The following is a 16,463-nucleotide window of genomic DNA, read 5'->3' as shown; positions in this document are numbered from 1 at the left end:
GAGCGGAACGATGAGTGAATTGATTCGCGTACCCGACATCGGCAGCGGTGAGGGTGAAGTCATCGAGTTGTTCGTCAAGGTCGGCGACCGCATCGAAGCCGACCAGAGCCTGCTGACCCTCGAGTCGGACAAGGCGAGCATGGAGATTCCGGCGCCCAAGGCCGGCGTGGTGAAGAGCCTCAAGGTCAAGCTCGGCGACCGCCTCAAGGAAGGTGACGAGCTGCTCGAGCTGGACATCGAGGGCGGCGCCGAAGCCGCACCAGCCGCGGCGCCCGCACCGGCGGAAGCACCGGCTGCGGCGGCAGCCCCGGCACCCGCCGCAGCGCCCACTGCTGCGCCGGCGCCAGCTGCTGCGGCGACGGCCAGCGTGCAGGACATCCACGTGCCGGACATCGGTTCCGGCGGCAAGGCCAAAGTCATCGAAGTGCTGGTCAAGGCCGGTGATACGGTCGAGGCCGAGCAGTCGCTGATCACCCTTGAGTCGGACAAGGCGAGCATGGAAATCCCCTCGCCGAGCGCCGGCGTGGTCGAGGAAGTGCTGGTCAAGCTGGACGCCGAAGTCGGCACCGGCGACCTGATTCTCAAGCTCAAGGTGGCCGGCGCCGCGCCCGCCGCACAACCGGCCGCCGCCGCACCCGCCCCGGCACCCGCTGCGGCAGCTCCGGCTCCGGCGGCGGCTCCGGCCAAGGTCGAAGCGCCGGCCGCCGCGCCGCTCAGCGTTGGCGCGCCGAGCCGCGACGGCACCAAGGTGCACGCCGGCCCGGCAGTGCGTCAGCTGGCCCGCGAGTTCGGCGTCGAGCTGGGCGCGGTGCCTGGCAGCGGGCCGAAAGGCCGCATCCTCAAGGAAGACGTGCAGGTCTACGTCAAGGCGATGATGCAGCAGGCCAAGGCCGCGCCAAGTGGCGCGAGCGGCGGCGCGGGCATCCCGCCGGTACCGGAAGTCGACTTCAGCAAGTTCGGCGAGATCGAAGAAGTGGCGATGACCCGCCTGATGCAGGTCGGCGCCGCCAACCTGCACCGCAGCTGGCTCAACGTGCCGCACGTGACGCAGTTCGACTCGGCGGACATCACCGAGCTGGAAGCCTTCCGCGTGGCGCAAAAGGCGGTGGCGGAGAAGGCCGGGGTCAAGCTCACCGTGCTGCCGCTGCTGCTCAAGGCCTGCGCGCATCTGCTCAAGGAGCTGCCGGACTTCAACAGTTCGCTGGCGCCATCGGGCAAGGCGCTGATCCGCAAGAAATACGTACACCTCGGCTTCGCCGTGGACACCCCGGACGGCCTGCTGGTGCCGGTGATCCGCAACGTCGATCAGAAGAGCCTGCTGCAACTGGCCGCCGAAGCCGCCGAACTGGCGGAGAAGGCGCGCACCAAGAAGCTCTCGGCCGACGCCATGCAAGGCGCCTGCTTCACCATCTCCAGCCTCGGCCACATTGGCGGCACCGGCTTCACGCCGATCGTCAACGCGCCGGAAGTGGCGATCCTCGGCGTGTCCAAGGCGACCATCCAGCCGGTGTGGGACGGCAAGGCCTTCCAGCCCAAGCTGATGCTGCCGCTGTCGCTGTCCTACGACCACCGGGTGATCAACGGTGCCGCCGCTGCGCGCTTCACCAAGCGCCTCGGCGAGGTACTCGGCGACATCCGTACGCTATTGCTGTAACCGCACCACCTTCCCAAGCGAGCACGCCACACGCTCGTACCTCGACCCCGCCGATTGGCGGGGTTTTTTTATCCGCCGCGCTAAAGCCTCTTTACGATCTTCTGGATTAGAGCCAGGCAAGGCAAAAGTGGCCGAAAAAGCGCAGTTTACGTGGTGTAAATGAGCATTTTGAGGCCACTTTTAACGCGGTCTGGCCGCGAGCCAGGAGCTCGTAAACGGGCTTTCAGTTCTTCTGCACGCTGCGAATCAGAAAGCTCAGCGCCTTGGCCAGCTCGGCCGCACCGCCGTGGTCGCGGACGATGGTCAGCAGCGGCGCGCCGTCCACTGGATTGAGCAGCACGCAGGTGCGCCCGCCGGTCGGGCACTCGTAGCGCACGAAGGGATCGACGCCGAACAGTTCGATCCGCTGATTGCGCACCGCCACGCCGACGCCCTGCTCGGCGCGGCTTTCCTCGCGCACCAGCAGTTCGCCCGGGGCGCTGACGCTGAGCTGATAGAGCAGGTCCTGGCGCTGGCTCTGGCCGACCTGGTAGCCGGCCTTCAGCGCGTAGGTGTCGAGCAGGTGGTTGCAATGGGCGAGCAGCGCCTTGCGCTCGTTCTGGGTCTGGTACAGGCGCTTGAGCTCGCCGAGGTAGCGGCTTTGCTCGCTGCTGGAGAGCTGCGCCTCGCGCCCGCCCGGTTCGGCGGCGACCGCGCTAGGCAGCGGGTTGTGGCTGAGCAACGCGGCAAAGAAGGCCAGAGCACTTAGTTTTCTTGTATGTCTGATTGGCATGATGCACCCTTACCGAACGCGACGTAGTAGGCCGAAGCCTGTATTCGGCCAGCATAATGGATGCCCATCGCCTGATGAAAAGCCATACCGATGCCGTTAGCCGATTGACGGCCGAGGTTGTGACGCAATTGCCAGTCCCCAATCGACTGGGAATGCTGCGCTTCGAGCGTTTGAACGAAGCGAGCTGGGCACTGTTGTTTCTCGACCCCACCTGCGAGCGTGAACTCGGCCTCAGCGCCGGCGAGCTGTGCAGCCTGATCGGCGCGCCCTACGCCAGCCTGATGGAGCCCGACGCGCGCTACCGCCTGCACGAAGACATCCAGCAGCAGCTGCTCGATGGCCCGCACTACCGCGTGCACTACACCCTGCACACCCCGGCCGGCAGCCGTCAGCTGATGGAACTCGGCGAAGCCTTCAAGCAACACGGCCGCCAGCTGCTGCGCGGCTATTTGATGACCGTCGAGGCCGCCCCGGCGCCGCTGTCGCCGCCCGGCGCGCTGCTCGCCACCGCCAGCCAGGACCGCCACCTGTTCCAACGCGCCGTCGAGCAGAGCTCCAGCGCCTTCCTGCTGGTCGATCGCGACGGCCTGGTCGAATACGTCAACCCGAGCTTCACCGCGATCACCCTGTACAGCGCCGACGAGGTGCGTGGCCGCCGGCTCTCCGAGCTGCCGGCGCTGGAGAACCTCAGCGACATCCTCTTCGATGCGCAGTTCGGCCTGGCCGAGCACAACAGCTGGCAGGGCGAATTCCGCAGCCGACGCAAGAATCTCGAGCCGTACTGGGGCCAGCTGTCGATCTCCAAGGTCTACGACGACGAAGGCGAACTGACCCACTACATCGGCATCTACGAAGACATCACCGACAACAAGCTGGCCCAGCAGCGCATCGAGCGCCTGGCCTACACCGACAACCTGACCCGCCTGGGCAACCGCCCGTCGTTCATCCGCAGCCTCGAACAGCGCTTCGCCCGCGACAGCGACAAGCCGTTCAGCCTGCTGCTGGTCGACATCGACAACTTCAAGCGGATCAACGACAGCCTCGGCCACCAGACCGGCGACAAGCTCTTGGTCAGCCTGGCCAAGCGCCTGCGCAACAGCCTGTCGGCCAACGGCAGCCTGGCGCGCTTCGCCAGCAACGAATTCGCCGTGCTGCTCGACGACACCGACCTGGCCGGCGGCCAGGCGCTCGCCGCGCAGCTGCTGCACACCTTGGACAAGCCGCTGTTCGTCGACAACCAGCTGATCAGCATCACCGGCTCGGTCGGCCTGGCCTGCGCGCCGCAGCACGGCGACGACCCGCAGACCCTGATGAAGCACGCCGGCCTGGCCCTGCACAAGGCCAAGGCCAACGGCAAGCACCAGGCCCAGGTGTTCACCGAGGCGCTGAATGCCGAGGCGCACTACAAGCTGTTCGTCGAGAACAACCTGCGCCGCGCGCTGACTCAGAACGAACTGGAAGTCTTCTACCAGCCCAAGCTGTGCCTGAAGAGCGGCCAGCTGCGCGGCATGGAAGCGCTGCTGCGCTGGAATCACCCGGAAAAGGGCATGATCCGCCCCGACCAGTTCATCAGCGTCGCCGAGGAAACCGGGCTGATCATCCCGATCGGCAAGTGGGTGGCGCGCCAGGCCTGCCGCATGAGCAAGCAGCTCAGCGCGCTGGGCCTCGGCCATCTGCAGGTGGCGATCAACCTGTCGCCCAAGCAGTTCTCCGACCCCGACCTGATCGGCTCGATCGCCTCGATCCTCCATGAGGAACAGCTGGCCCCGCACCTGCTCGAGCTGGAGCTCACCGAGAGCCTGCTGCTCGACGCCACCGACGACACCCGCCACCAGCTCAGCCGCCTGAAGAGCCTCGGCCTGAGCCTGGCGATGGACGACTTCGGCACCGGCTACTCGTCGCTCAGCTACCTGAAGAAATTCCCCATCGACGTGATCAAGATCGATCGCAGCTTCATCAAGGACATCCCCGACAGCCAGGACGACATGGAGATCACCTCGGCGGTGATCGCCATGGCCCACAACCTCAAGCTCAAGGTGGTCGCCGAGGGCATCGAAAGCCCGGCGCAACTGGCTTTCCTGCGTCGCCACAAGTGCGACGTCGGCCAGGGCTACCTGTTCGACCAGCCGATCGCCGGCCGCGAGCTGATGGACAACCTGCGCCGCTACCCCTGCCGCAACTGAGCCGCCCTTGAAACACGGCGAGCCGCCCCGATCTCGGGTGTAAGCTGGCTGGTAACCGCCGCCACCCCCTTTCGCCCCGCCGAGGAACCGCCATGGTCCTGCGCTCGCAAATACTCGTCCACAAACAGGCCCTGCCCGACGCCGACCAGGCGCTCCCTGGGCGCGACACGCCGATGCCGGTGCCGGCCAAGCACCAGGTCAACGGCCATCCGCTGCAAGGGCCGTTTCCCGCCGGCCTGCAGCAGGCGGTGTTCGGTCTCGGTTGTTTCTGGGGCGCCGAGCGGCGCTTCTGGCAGCAGCCCGGGGTGTGGAGCACCGCTGCCGGTTACGCCGGCGGCCTGACCCCCAACCCCAGCTACGAGGAAGTGTGTTCCGGGCTGACCGGGCATACCGAGGTGGTGCTGGTGGTGTTTGACCCGCAGCTGATCAGCTACGCGCAGCTGCTCAAGCTGTTCTGGGAAGTGCACAACCCGACCCAGGGCATGCGCCAGGGCAACGACCTCGGCACCCAGTACCGCTCGGCGATCTACTGCTACGGCGCCGAGCAGCTAGCTGCCGCCGAGGCCAGCCGTGAGGCGTTCCAGGCTGAGCTGCAGCGCAACGGCTTCGGCGCGATCACCACGGAAATCGCCGCGGCGCCGCCGTTCTACTACGCCGAGGGCTATCACCAGCAGTACCTGGCGAAGAACCCCGGCGGCTACTGCGGGCTGAGCGGCACCGGGGTCTGCCTGCCAGCCTAGCCGGCGGCGCTCAGCGCGGCGCCTTGCCGCCCTTGCCTTTGGCCTTGGCCTTGCCGGGTACGGCGGGCGCGACCGGCGCTGGGCTGGGCGCTTCGTCGATCAGCCAGTCCAGGCGCCAGCCGCCTTCACTCTGCGCCAGCACACCGGCCAGCCAGGGCAGCAGCTCACGCAGCTCTTCTTCCAGGCCCCACGGCGGGTTGGCGATCGCCAGCCCGGAGCCGCTGAGCCGCCCGGCGTCGTTCGGTGCGTGCACATACAGCTCGGCGCGCAGCAGCTTGGGCGCGCCGCTCTTCTCCAGGTCCTGGTAGAAGCGCCGCAACTGGGCCAGCGACTTGATCGGGTACCAGATCGCCACCACGGTCTGGCGCATGCGCCCGATGGCTTCTTCCAGCGCCACCACGCAACGTTCCAGCTCGTCGCTCTGTTCGAACGGCGGATCGATGAGGAACAACGCGCGCTTTTCCGGCGCCGGCAGCAGCGCGCGCGGGATGTGCCAGCCTTCGCCGAGGCGCACGGTGACGCGGCGGTCGCCACTCATGTTGTCCTTGAGCAGACGGCCATCCTCCGGGTGCTTCTCGTTGAGCACCAGGCGTTCCTGGGCGCGGCTGAGCTGGCGCGCCAGCTCCGGCGAACCGGGGTAGTAACGCAGCGCGCCGTTCGGGTTGAGTGCCTGCAGCACCGCCAGGTAGTCGTCGGCCAGCGCCGGCGCCTCGCCCTGCCACAGCCGCGCGATGCCGTCGCGCCACTCATCGGTGCGGCTGGCCTGCGGGCCGAGCAGGTCGTACAGGCCGACCCCGGCGTGGCTGTCGAGGTAGGCGAACGGTGCCTCCTTGCGTGACAGCAGGGCGATCAGCCGCGACAGGACGAGGTGCTTGAGGACATCGGCGTGGTTGCCGGCGTGGAAGGCGTGGCGGTAGTTCATGACAGGCTCCTGGCGAGGCGCCGATTCTAGCATTCGGGTCGGCGCAGTCGCGGGCGCAGAAGCGCTCGGGTTTGGCGCCTTTATCACGCTTATCGATGGTAGTGGGCGCACTATATTCACCGACATAGACTCGGCGCATTCCACTGGAGGTAAGTCCCCATGTCCGAGACCCTGCTCAGCGCCCGCAACCTGGCCTTCGAACTCTACGAGGTGCTGGACGCCGAAGCCCTGACCCAACGCGAGCGCTTCGCCGAGCACAGCCGCGAGACCTTCGACGCAGCGCTGGGCACCGCGCGCGGCATCGCCGAGGAGCTGTTCGCCCCGCACAACCGCAAGAACGACGAGCACGAGCCGCAGTACGTCAACGGCGCCGCGGAGCTGATCCCCGAGGTCAAGCCGGCGGTCGACGCTTTCATCGAGGCCGGCTTCCTCAACGCCTCGCGCGACTTCGAGGTCGGCGGCATGCAGCTGCCGCACCTGCTGGCGCAGGCCTGCTACGCGCACTTCCAGGCCGCCAACGTGGCCACCACCTCGTATGCCACGCTGAGCCTCGGCGCCAGCCACCTGATCGAATCGTTCGGCACCGACGAGCAGAAGCGCCTGTTCCTGCAGCCGATGATCGACGGCCGCTTCTTCGGCACCATGGCCCTCACCGAGCCGCACGCCGGCTCGTCGCTGTCGGACCTGCGCACCCGCGCCGAGCCGCACGCCGATGGCAGCTACCGGATCAAGGGCAACAAGATCTTCATCTCCGGCGGCGACCACCCGCTGGGCGACAACATCGTGCACATGGTGCTGGCCAAGCTGCCGGACGCGCCGCCCGGGGTGAAGGGCATCAGCCTGTTCATCGTGCCGAAGTTCCTGGTCAACCCCGACGGCTCGCTGGGCCCGCGCAACGACGTGATCCTCGCCGGGCTGTTCCACAAGATGGGCTGGCGCGGCACCACGTCCACTGCGCTGAACTTCGGCGACAACGGCGGGTGCGTCGGCTACCTGGTCGGTGAGCCGCACAAGGGCCTGTCGTACATGTTCCAGATGATGAATGGCGCGCGGATCGGTGTCGGCATGACCTCGATCATGCTCGGCTACGCCGGCTACCTGTATTCCCTGGAATACGCCCGCCAGCGCCCGCAGGGCCGCCTGCCGGACGGCAAGGACCCGACCACCGCGCAGGTGCCGATCATCGAGCACGCCGACGTGCGACGCATGCTGCTGACCCAGAAAGCCTATGTCGAAGGCGCATTCGACCTCGGCCTGTACGCCGCGCGGCTGGTCGACGACCACGAGACGCTGGGCAGCGCGGAGCAGCGCCAGCAGGCCCTGGAGCTGCTCGACCTGCTCACCCCGATCGTCAAATCCTGGCCCTCGGAGTTCTGCCTGAAGGCCAACGAGCTGGCCATCCAGATCCTCGGTGGCCACGGCTACACCCGCGAATACCCGGTCGAGCAGTACTACCGCGACAACCGCCTCAACCCGATCCACGAAGGCACCCACGGCATCCAATCGCTCGACCTGCTCGGCCGCAAGCTGATGCAGAACGGCGGCGCCGGCCTCAAGCAGCTGATCCGTCTGATCCAGGACGCCTGCCAGCGCGCCAGCGCGCATGACAGCCTGACCGCCCTGCGCGAGCCGCTGGAGCAGCTGGTCAATCGCCTGCAGGCGGTGACCCTGTCGCTGCTCGGCGATCTGATGGCCGGCAAGGTCAACCGCACCCTGGCCAACTCGGCGCTGTACCTCAAGGTGTTCGGCCACACGGTGATCGGCTGGCGCTGGCTGGAGCAGGCGATCCGCGCCGAGCAGGGTCTGGCCGGCGGCAACCCGGCGGACGCCGACTTCTACCACGGCAAGCTGCAGGCGGCGCGTTACTTCCTGACCTGGGAAGTGCCGAGCTGCCACCACGAACTGGCCATCCTCGAAGCCCGCGACGACACCTGCCTGGGCATGCAGGACGCCTGGTTCTAAGCCGCCGCAGCGGACCGCCAAGCCCCGCCCCGTGCGGGGCTTTTGCGTGGTGGCGGGTGACATTGCGCCGCCGCGCCAGCGCCGGCGAACTTTACCCGCCGATTGCCGTCTACTTTGCCCCCGCAAGCGCTTGCCGCGGGGCGCTGTCGGCAGGTTAGAATCCGGCCAGATCGGCGCTCGCGTCGGCACATTTCCCCCATGCTACACGCCCCCTTTCGCCTGGAGTTCCGCCCCTTGGATGCAAGCGCCATCAACAACCTGTTCCTGATCGGCGCACTGCTGGTGGGAGCAAGCATCCTGGTGAGTTCGGTGTCCTCGCGCCTCGGCATTCCGATCCTGGTGATCATCCTCACCGTCGGCATGGTCGCCGGGGTCGACGGTCCGGGCGGCATCGGCTTCAGCAATTACCCGCTGGCCTACCTGGTCGGCAACCTGGCACTGGCGGTGATCCTCCTCGACGGTGGTCTGCGTACCCGCGTGTCGAGCTTCCGCGTGGCGCTCGGCCCGGCGCTGTCGCTGGCCACCGTCGGGGTGCTGATTACCACCGGGCTGACCGGCATGGCCGCCGCCTGGCTGTTCAACCTGAACCTCATGCAGGGCCTGCTGATCGGCGCCATCGTCGGCTCCACCGACGCCGCTGCGGTGTTCTCGCTGCTCGGTGGCAAGGGCCTCAACGAACGGGTCAACGCCACCCTGGAGATCGAGTCGGGCAGCAACGACCCGATGGCGGTGTTCCTCACCGTGACCCTGATCGACATGCTCGCCAAGGGGCAGCACAGCGTCGACCTGTCGTTCCTCACCCACCTGCTGCGCGAATTCGGCACCGGCGCGGTGCTCGGACTCGGCGGCGGCTGGCTGCTGCTCAAGCTGATCAACCGCATCCACCTGGCGCACGGCCTTTACCCCTTGCTGGTGGTCAGCGGCGGCCTGCTGATCTTCGCCCTGACCAACGCCCTGCACGGCAGCGGCATCCTCGCCGCCTACCTGTGCGGCCTGGTGCTCGGCAACCAGCCGATCCGTTCGCGGCACAGCATCCTGCACATGCTCGACGGCATGGCCTGGCTGGCACAGATCGGCATGTTCCTGGTCCTCGGCCTGCTGGTCACTCCGCACGACCTGCTGCCGATCGCCTTGCCGGCGCTCGGCCTTGCGCTGTGGATGATCGTCATCGCCCGGCCGCTGTCGGTGATCATCGGCCTGTGGCCGTTCAAGGCCTTCCACGACCGTGAGAAAGGCTTCATCGCCTGGGTCGGCCTTCGCGGCGCGGTGCCGATCATTCTCGCGGTGTTCCCGCTGATGGCCGGCCTCGAGCACGCCCAGCTGTACTTCAACCTGGCGTTCTTCATCGTCCTGGTCTCGCTGCTGGTGCAGGGCACCAGCCTGCCGTGGGCGGCCAAGCTGCTGCGCGTCACTGTGCCGCCGGAGCCGGCGCCGATCTCCCGCGCCGGCCTGGAAGTCCACCCGACCAGCGAGTGGGAGCTGTTCGTCTACCGCCTCGGCGCCGAGAAGTGGTGCATCGGCGCGCCGCTGCGCGAGCTGAAGATGCCCGAGGGCACTCGCGTCGCCGCGCTGTTCCGCGGCCGCGACCTGCTCCACCCGTCCGGCAGTACCACCCTGGAGGCCGCCGACATCCTCTGTGTGATCGGCCACGAACACGACCTGCCAGCGCTCGGCAAGCTGTTCAGCCAGGCGCCCAAGCGCGGCCAGGACCTGCGCTTCTTCGGCGACTTCGTCCTCGAGGGCGATGCCGAACTGCGCGCGGTCGCTGCGCTGTACGGCCTCAAGCTCGGCGACGTGGACGGCAGCCAGCCGCTGGCGCGCTTCATCACCCACGAGATCGGCGGCGCGCCGGTAATCGGCGACCAGGTCGAGTGGAACGGCCTGACCTGGACCGTGGCGGTGATGGAAGGGAACAAGATCCGCAAGATCGGCGTCAAATTCCCCGACGGCGCCCGCCCCGGGCCCGGATTGTTCCTCTGAGCAGGCCGCGCACCACCCCGCCCCGACGCGCTCGCGCCGGCGCACCGGGTGCTTCGCCGGCGGCCTGTTAAACTGCATCGCAACCCAGCCTACGACTCGCACCCATGCCCCTTCTGCGTACTTTCTTCGCTGCCGCCCTGCTCAGCCTCGGCCTCGCCCTGCAACCGCTGCATGCCGCCGACGCGCCCAACCGCGACGAGGTGCAACGCAGCCTCGACAGCCTGGCCGAGCGCAAGCTGCCCGACGCCGAGGCGCAACCGCTCAAGCAGGTGCTGGAAAAGACCCTGGCGCTGCTCGACGAACGCGACGCCAGCAGCAAGGCCCTCACCCAGTTGCGCCAGCAGCTGGCCGGCGCGCCGCGCCAGGTGCTGGAGTCGCAGCGCGAGCTGGCGCGCCTGAACAACTCGCCGGCCAGCGATCCGGCCAAACGCTTCGCCGGCAATACGGTGGCGCAGCTCGACCAGCAGCTGGCCGACCGCAACAACCAGCTCGCCGAATGGCAGCAGGAGCTGGCCGCCGCCAACAGCCTGATCGTCACCGCGCAGACCCGCCCCGAGCGCGCCCAGGCGGAAATCAGCGACAGCCAGACGCGCACCCAGCAGATCAACAGCATCCTCAAGCTCGGCAAGGAGCAGGGCAAACCGCTGAGCAATGACCAGCGCGCGCAGCTCAACGCCGAGCTGGCCGCGCTGGCCGCCAAGATGCAGCTGCGCCGCGAGGAGCTGGCCGGCAACAGCCTACTGCAGGACCTCGGCAACGCCCGCCACGACCTGCTCGAGGAGCGCATCCGCCGCGCCGAGCAGGAGAGCCTGGTGCTGCAGTCGCTGATCAACGACCAGCGCCGCGCGCAGTCCGAACGCACCGTGGCCGAGCTGTCGCGCGAGGCGCAGAAGACCGGCGGTGACAACTTCCTCGCCGTGCAGAGCGAAACCAACCTCAAGCTGTCCGACTACCTGCTGCGCTCCACCGAACGGCTCAACCAGCTGACCCGCAAGAACCTGGAAACCAAGCAGCAGCTGGACAACCTCAACCAGGTCGACCAGGCCCTCGACGAGCAGATCAGCGTGCTGCAGGGCAGCCTGCTGCTGGCCAAGATCCTCTACCAGCAGAAGCAGGCGCTACCGACCATCAAGGTCGACCGCGACCTGGCCGACGAAATCGCCGACATCCGCCTCTACCAGTTCGAGATCAATCAGCAGCGCGAGCAGCTGAGCAATCCCAAGGAGCTGGTCGACGAGATTCTCGCCAAGCAGCCGCCAGAGCAGGTCACGGCGGAAATGCGCAGCACCCTCAACGACCTGATCGCCACCCGCAGCGACCTGCTTGAGCGTCTCAACCGAGAGATGAGCGCGCTGCTCAACGAGTCGATAACCCTGCAGCTCAACCAGAAACAGCTGCAGGGCACCGCGCAGACCCTGCGCAAGACCCTCGACGAACAGATGTTCTGGATTCCCAGCAACAAGCCGATCGACTGGGCCTGGCTGAAGGGCGCCAAGCGCATGTTCGAGCAGCAGCTGAGCAGCGTGGCCTGGGGATCAGCGGTGAAACAACTGGGCGCCGGCCTGATCGACCGACCGCTGGTATTCCTGCCGCTGCTGCTGGTGATCGGCGTACTGCTGTGGCGGCGCCGCTACCTGATGCAGAAGCTCACCAGCCTTCACCAGGACATCGGCCACTACAAGCACGACAGCCAGCTGCACACGCCGATGGCGCTGCTGTTCAACCTGCTGCTGGCGCTGCCCGGCACCATGCTGCTCGGCCTGGCCGGTTTCGCCCTGCAGGCCGACGCGCGCGGGCAGAACGTCGCCCTCGGCGCCGCGCTGATCGAGATGGCCCGCGCCTGGCTGATGTTCTACACCGCCTACCGGGTGCTCGCCCCGTCCGGGGTGGCCGAGCTGCACTTCCACTGGCCGCGCCCGCAAGTGGCGTTCCTGCGCACCCAGGTGCGGCGCTTCGGTGCGGTGGTGATGGCCCTGGTCGCGGTGGTGACCTTCGCCGAGCACCAGCCGGATTCGCTGGCCGACGACATCATCGGCATCGCCGTGGTGCTGACCTGCTACACGCTGATGACCTGGCTGATGGCCAAGCTGCTGCTCGACCCACCGACCCGCGAGCGCGCCTCGGCGTTCCGCCTGCTGCTCGGCCTGGCCTTCACCGCGCTGCCGGTGGCGCTGTTCATCGCGGTCGGCGCCGGCTACTACTACACCGCGCTGAAGCTCAGCGACCGACTGATCGACACCCTCTACCTGCTGATGCTGTGGCTGGTCATCGAGGCCACCCTGGTGCGCGGCCTGAGCGTCGCGGCGCGGCGCCTGGCCTACCAGCGTGCCCTGGCCAAGCGCCAGGCACAGGTCAAAGACGGTGGCGACGGCGAGGTGGTCGAGGAGCCGACCCTGGACATCGAGCAGGTCAACCAGCAGTCGCTGCGCCTGATCAGTCTGGCGCTGCTGGCGGCGTTCATCGTCTCGCTGTACTGGGTGTGGGCCGACCTGATCTCGGTGTTCGCCTACCTCGACAACATCACCCTCTACCAGTACACCAGCGGCACCGGCGCGGCTGCTACGCAGGTGCCGCTGAGCCTCGCTGGCCTGCTCGGCGCACTGGTTATCCTCGGCATCACCGTGGCCCTGGCGCGCAACCTGCCCGGCCTGCTCGAGGTGCTGGTGCTGTCGCGCCTGAGTCTGGCCCAGGGCAGCGCCTACGCCACCACCACCTTGCTGTCCTACGTGATCATCGGCTTCGGCACGGTGTCCACGCTGTCCACCCTGGGGGTCAGCTGGGACAAGCTGCAATGGCTGGCGGCGGCGCTGTCGGTGGGTATCGGTTTCGGCCTGCAGGCGATCTTCGCCAACTTCGTCTCCGGCCTGATCATCCTGTTCGAGCGGCCGATGCGCATCGGCGACGTGGTGACCATCGGCGCGCTGTCCGGCACGGTCAGCAAGATCCGCATCCGCGCCACGACCATCACCGACTTCGACCGTAAGGAAATCATCGTCCCCAACCAGAACTTCATCACCGACCAACTGATCAACTGGTCGCTGACCGACACCGTTACCCGCGTCACCATCAAGATCGGCCTGGCCTACGAGACCGACCTGCCGCTGGCGCGCAAGCTGATGATGCAGGCCTGCCTGGAAAACGCCCGGGTGCTGCGCGATCCCGAGCCGCTGCTGTACTTCCTCAACGTCAGCGCCAGCACATTCGACCACGAACTGCGCTTCCATGTGCGCGAACTGGGCGACCGCAACTCGGCGACCGACGAGATCCTCAACAAGATCATCGAAGCGTTCCGCATCCACGGGGTGGAAATGGCGTTCAACCAGGTGGACGTCTTCGTCAAGAACCTGCAGGGCCAGGAAGCAGTACTGGAAAGCACTCCGCCCCGACCAGCTCCGACCCAGGACGCCAAGCCCCGCTGAGCCGCGACGACAAGTCGTGGACGCTCTTGCAGTCTGCGTCGACAATGACGACGACTGCAGGAGCCCTCCTTGAAAAGCCTCACCGAACTGACTTTCGACAACCGCTTCGCCCGCCTCGGCGATGCCTTCTCCACCGAGGTGGCGCCCGAGCCGATCGCCGAGCCGCGCCTGGTGGTCGCCAGCCCGGCGGCCATGGCCGTGCTCGACCTCGACCCGGCGCTGGCCGAGGAGCCGGTGTTCGCCGAGCTGTTCGCCGGGCACAAGCTGTGGTCGACCGCCGCGCCAAGGGCCATGGTCTACTCCGGGCACCAGTTCGGCGTGTACAACCCGCGCCTCGGCGACGGCCGCGGCCTGCTGCTCGGCGAAGTGCTTAACGACGCCGGCGAGCACTGGGACCTGCACCTCAAGGGCGCCGGTCAGACCCCCTACTCGCGCATGGGCGATGGCCGCGCGGTGCTGCGCTCGTCGATCCGCGAGTTCCTCGCCTCCGAGGCGCTGCACGCCCTGGGCATCCCCACCAGCCGCGCGCTGTGCGTCACCGGCTCGAGCACCCCGGTGTGGCGGGAAAAACAGGAAACTGCGGCGATGCTGCTGCGCCTGGCACCCAGCCACGTGCGCTTCGGCCACTTCGAGTATTTCTATTACACCGGCCAGGCGGAGCAGCTGAAGACCCTTGGCGAGTTCGTCCTGCGCGAGTACTTCCCCGACTGCCTGCCGCAGGAGCAGCCGTATGCCGCACTGTTCCGCGAGGTGGTCGAACGCAACGCCGCGCTGATCGCGCAGTGGCAGGCCTACGGCTTCTGTCACGGGGTGATGAACACCGACAACATGTCGATCCTCGGTATCACCTTCGATTACGGCCCCTACGCCTTCCTCGACGACTTCGACGCCAGGCACATCTGCAACCACTCCGACGACGCCGGCCGCTACAGCTTCAGCAACCAGGTGCCGATCGCCCACTGGAATCTCGCCGCGCTGGCCCAGGCGCTGACCCCGTTCGTCGAGGCCGACAGCCTGCGCGCCACCTTGGCGCTGTTCCTGCCGCTGTACCAGGCGCATTACCTCGACCTGATGCGCCGCCGCCTCGGCCTGAGCAGCGCCGAGGACGGCGACGAGGAACGCGTGCAGCACCTGCTGCAGCTGATGCAGGGCAGCGCCATCGATTACACGCAGTTCTTCCGTCGCCTCGGCGCGGACGCCCCGACGGAGGCGCTGGCGAGCTTGCGTGAGGACTTCGTCGACCTTGCGGGCTTCGATGCCTGGGCCGCCGACTACCGGGCGCGCAGCGCCCGCGACGGCGGCTCACAGGACGAGCGGCGCGCGCGCATGCACGCGGTCAACCCCAAGTACATCCTGCGCAACTACCTGGCGCAGCAAGCCATCGAAGCCGCCGAGCGCGGCGACTACGGCCCGGTGCGCGAACTGCACGCGGTGCTCAGCCGGCCGTTCGACGAGCAACCGGGCCGCGAGCCCTACGCCGAGCGCCCGCCGGACTGGGGCAAGCACCTGGCGATCAGCTGCTCGTCCTGAGCCGGCTGCCGCGCTCAATCGGCGCCGCGCGGCGCCTCGCCTTCGGCCTCGCGGCCACGGGCTTCCGCCTCGCCGCGCACGCCTTCACCCTCGGCATCGCGGCCGCGCGCCTCGGCTTCGCCTCGACCATGTTCGGCCTCGCCGGCCCGCCCGCTGTTGGCGCTGCCCGGGCCGCTGTTGCCGGAGCCATCGCCACCGTGGCCACTGCCCGAACCGCCATGACCGCTGCCTGAGCCAGCGTGGCCGCTGCCCGAGCCGCCGTGACCACCGGAACCACCACTGCCGGAACCACCCCCGTGGCCGCCGCCGGAACCAGAACCGCCGCCATGCCCTCCGCCGGAGCCGCCCCCGCCCGAGCCGCTACTGGCCTGCGCCGCCGGGATCAGTTGATCGAGCAAGGGGGTCAACGCCGCGCCAGCGAGCACCGCGGCGCAGGCCGTGGCGAGCAACAGTGTCCGAGAACCTTTCATGGATGCAGCCTCCAACCGGTTGGATGAGTTCTCCCCTATCCAACCAGCCTAACCAGCCCGGCCACGCGCGTCGGAGCGCCCGATCAGCGGCGCCTAGAGGCGCTGGAGCAGACCCTGGATGGCCTGCGAGACGAAGGCCATCACTTCGCTGGCGTACAGCAGCGCCGAGCCGAAGGCGCCGAGCAAGCCCACCGCCAGCAACGCCAGGACGATCTGCGCCACCCGGCCGAGCGGCGTGTTCAGCGGACCGCGGCGATTCACCCCGCGACTGCCCGGCCAGACCATCAGCCACAGGCACAGCGGCGTGCCGAGCACCGGCAGGCAGAACGCCGCCACTCCCCAGGCGCCGTGCAGGTTGAGGTCGCGCGCGCGGCGCACGAACAACGACAGCGAGAGCAGCAGGTTGAGCGGCGCAATGGTGATCAGCACGGTGGCCGGCGCCGCCCAGTTGCCACCCCAGGCGAAGTAGGCGCCGACCAGCAGCAACCAGGGCAATGCCACCACCAAGCCGAAATGCCAGAGCAGGAAGCGCGGCAGCGATAGCCGACCGGCGAAGTCGAACAGCCGCGGCGTGCTCGGCGCGGTCAGCTCGGGGGCCAGCAGCTCGGCGCTGGCGGGGCGGTATAGCTCGGCCTCGGTGGCGGCGTCGAGCATGGGTTCCAGTCGGTTCATCGAGGTCCCTTCAATGCAGGTCATGGTCAGGAGAACGGCGCGCCGTTATTCCCAGAGCGACTATAAACCTTCTCAAACAATCTTAGACTCTATAAGCAAAGCAAATTATCTTTCCCGACCTCGTTATACCTGCCTGTTCTACCACCCGCTGTCAGGCCC

At 67.7% G+C, this 16,463-nt stretch carries 11 protein-coding genes; 7 read left to right on the top strand and 4 right to left on the bottom strand.

Annotated features, from left to right (window positions below):
• Positions 1 to 10: 10 nt before the first annotated feature.
• Positions 11 to 1,654: a dihydrolipoyllysine-residue acetyltransferase gene (gene aceF / locus JQX08_RS10675; protein WP_205348364.1), complete on the top strand. Its 1,644-nt coding sequence runs from the start codon at positions 11 to 13 to the stop codon at positions 1,652 to 1,654.
• A 223-nt stretch (positions 1,655 to 1,877) separates the two neighbouring features.
• On the opposite strand, the gene JQX08_RS10670 is transcribed toward aceF, so the two are convergent.
• Positions 1,878 to 2,426, bottom strand: coding sequence for a hypothetical protein (locus JQX08_RS10670; protein ID WP_205348363.1), 549 nt, complete (start codon positions 2,424 to 2,426; stop codon positions 1,878 to 1,880).
• 74 nt (positions 2,427 to 2,500) lie between these two features.
• Here JQX08_RS10670 and JQX08_RS10665 point away from each other — a divergent pair, with 74 nt between their 5' ends.
• Entirely contained in the window at positions 2,501 to 4,609 is a 2,109-nt protein-coding gene (locus JQX08_RS10665; protein WP_205348362.1) for a putative bifunctional diguanylate cyclase/phosphodiesterase, read from the top strand.
• A gap of 92 nt (positions 4,610 to 4,701) precedes the next feature.
• A complete protein-coding gene (msrA, locus tag JQX08_RS10660) occupies positions 4,702 to 5,349 on the top strand; it encodes a peptide-methionine (S)-S-oxide reductase MsrA (protein WP_205348361.1) in 648 nt (215 codons plus the stop codon).
• 10 nt (positions 5,350 to 5,359) lie between these two features.
• On the opposite strand, the gene JQX08_RS10655 is transcribed toward msrA, so the two are convergent.
• Positions 5,360 to 6,271 (bottom strand): 23S rRNA (adenine(2030)-N(6))-methyltransferase RlmJ, encoded by a 912-nt coding sequence (locus JQX08_RS10655; RefSeq protein WP_205348360.1) that lies wholly within the window; start codon positions 6,269 to 6,271, stop codon positions 5,360 to 5,362.
• Between the two features lie 159 nt (positions 6,272 to 6,430).
• On the opposite strand from JQX08_RS10655, the gene JQX08_RS10650 reads away from it, so the two are divergent.
• The 4 genes from JQX08_RS10650 to selO all read left to right on the top strand — a co-directional run bounded on the left by JQX08_RS10650 (position 6,431) and on the right by selO (position 15,162).
• Complete coding sequence (locus tag JQX08_RS10650; RefSeq protein WP_205348359.1) at positions 6,431 to 8,233, top strand: acyl-CoA dehydrogenase; 1,803 nt, start codon at positions 6,431 to 6,433, stop codon at positions 8,231 to 8,233.
• A gap of 234 nt (positions 8,234 to 8,467) precedes the next feature.
• Positions 8,468 to 10,213, top strand: coding sequence for a potassium/proton antiporter (locus tag JQX08_RS10645; protein WP_205348358.1), 1,746 nt, complete (start codon positions 8,468 to 8,470; stop codon positions 10,211 to 10,213).
• A 104-nt stretch (positions 10,214 to 10,317) separates the two neighbouring features.
• Positions 10,318 to 13,632, top strand: coding sequence for a mechanosensitive channel MscK (gene mscK, locus JQX08_RS10640; protein WP_205348357.1), 3,315 nt, complete (start codon positions 10,318 to 10,320; stop codon positions 13,630 to 13,632).
• A gap of 69 nt (positions 13,633 to 13,701) precedes the next feature.
• On the top strand, positions 13,702 to 15,162 hold the full coding sequence (gene selO, locus JQX08_RS10635) for a protein adenylyltransferase SelO (RefSeq protein WP_205348356.1): 1,461 nt from the start codon (positions 13,702 to 13,704) through the stop codon (positions 15,160 to 15,162).
• A 14-nt stretch (positions 15,163 to 15,176) separates the two neighbouring features.
• Here the strand turns inward: selO and JQX08_RS10630 are convergent, their stop codons facing one another.
• Entirely contained in the window at positions 15,177 to 15,632 is a 456-nt protein-coding gene (locus JQX08_RS10630) for a hypothetical protein (RefSeq protein ID WP_205348355.1), read from the bottom strand.
• 93 nt (positions 15,633 to 15,725) lie between these two features.
• Complete coding sequence (locus JQX08_RS10625) at positions 15,726 to 16,304, bottom strand: DUF805 domain-containing protein (RefSeq protein ID WP_205348354.1); 579 nt, start codon at positions 16,302 to 16,304, stop codon at positions 15,726 to 15,728.
• Between the last annotated feature and the right edge of the window lie 159 nt (positions 16,305 to 16,463).

It is taken from the genome of Zestomonas insulae (assembly GCF_016901015.1).
Taxonomy (GTDB): Bacteria; Pseudomonadota; Gammaproteobacteria; order Pseudomonadales; family Pseudomonadaceae; genus Aquipseudomonas; species Aquipseudomonas insulae.
Note: the sequence above shows the minus strand (reverse complement) of the source record. Positions and strands in the feature narration are given on the sequence as shown.

What these genes read in the sequence shown, in the direction of transcription:
- aceF (WP_205348364.1), top strand. Translation starts at nt 11, where the DNA reads ATGAGTGAATTGATTCGCGTACCCGACATCGGCAGCGGTGAGGGTGAA.
- JQX08_RS10670 (WP_205348363.1), bottom strand. Translation starts at nt 2,426, where the DNA reads ATGCCAATCAGACATACAAGAAAACTAAGTGCTCTGGCCTTCTTTGCC.
- JQX08_RS10665 (WP_205348362.1), top strand. Translation starts at nt 2,501, where the DNA reads ATGAAAAGCCATACCGATGCCGTTAGCCGATTGACGGCCGAGGTTGTG.
- msrA (WP_205348361.1), top strand. Translation starts at nt 4,702, where the DNA reads ATGGTCCTGCGCTCGCAAATACTCGTCCACAAACAGGCCCTGCCCGAC.
- JQX08_RS10655 (WP_205348360.1), bottom strand. Translation starts at nt 6,271, where the DNA reads ATGAACTACCGCCACGCCTTCCACGCCGGCAACCACGCCGATGTCCTC.
- JQX08_RS10650 (WP_205348359.1), top strand. Translation starts at nt 6,431, where the DNA reads ATGTCCGAGACCCTGCTCAGCGCCCGCAACCTGGCCTTCGAACTCTAC.
- mscK (WP_205348357.1), top strand. Translation starts at nt 10,318, where the DNA reads ATGCCCCTTCTGCGTACTTTCTTCGCTGCCGCCCTGCTCAGCCTCGGC.
- JQX08_RS10630 (WP_205348355.1), bottom strand. Translation starts at nt 15,632, where the DNA reads ATGAAAGGTTCTCGGACACTGTTGCTCGCCACGGCCTGCGCCGCGGTG.
- JQX08_RS10625 (WP_205348354.1), bottom strand. Translation starts at nt 16,304, where the DNA reads ATGAACCGACTGGAACCCATGCTCGACGCCGCCACCGAGGCCGAGCTA.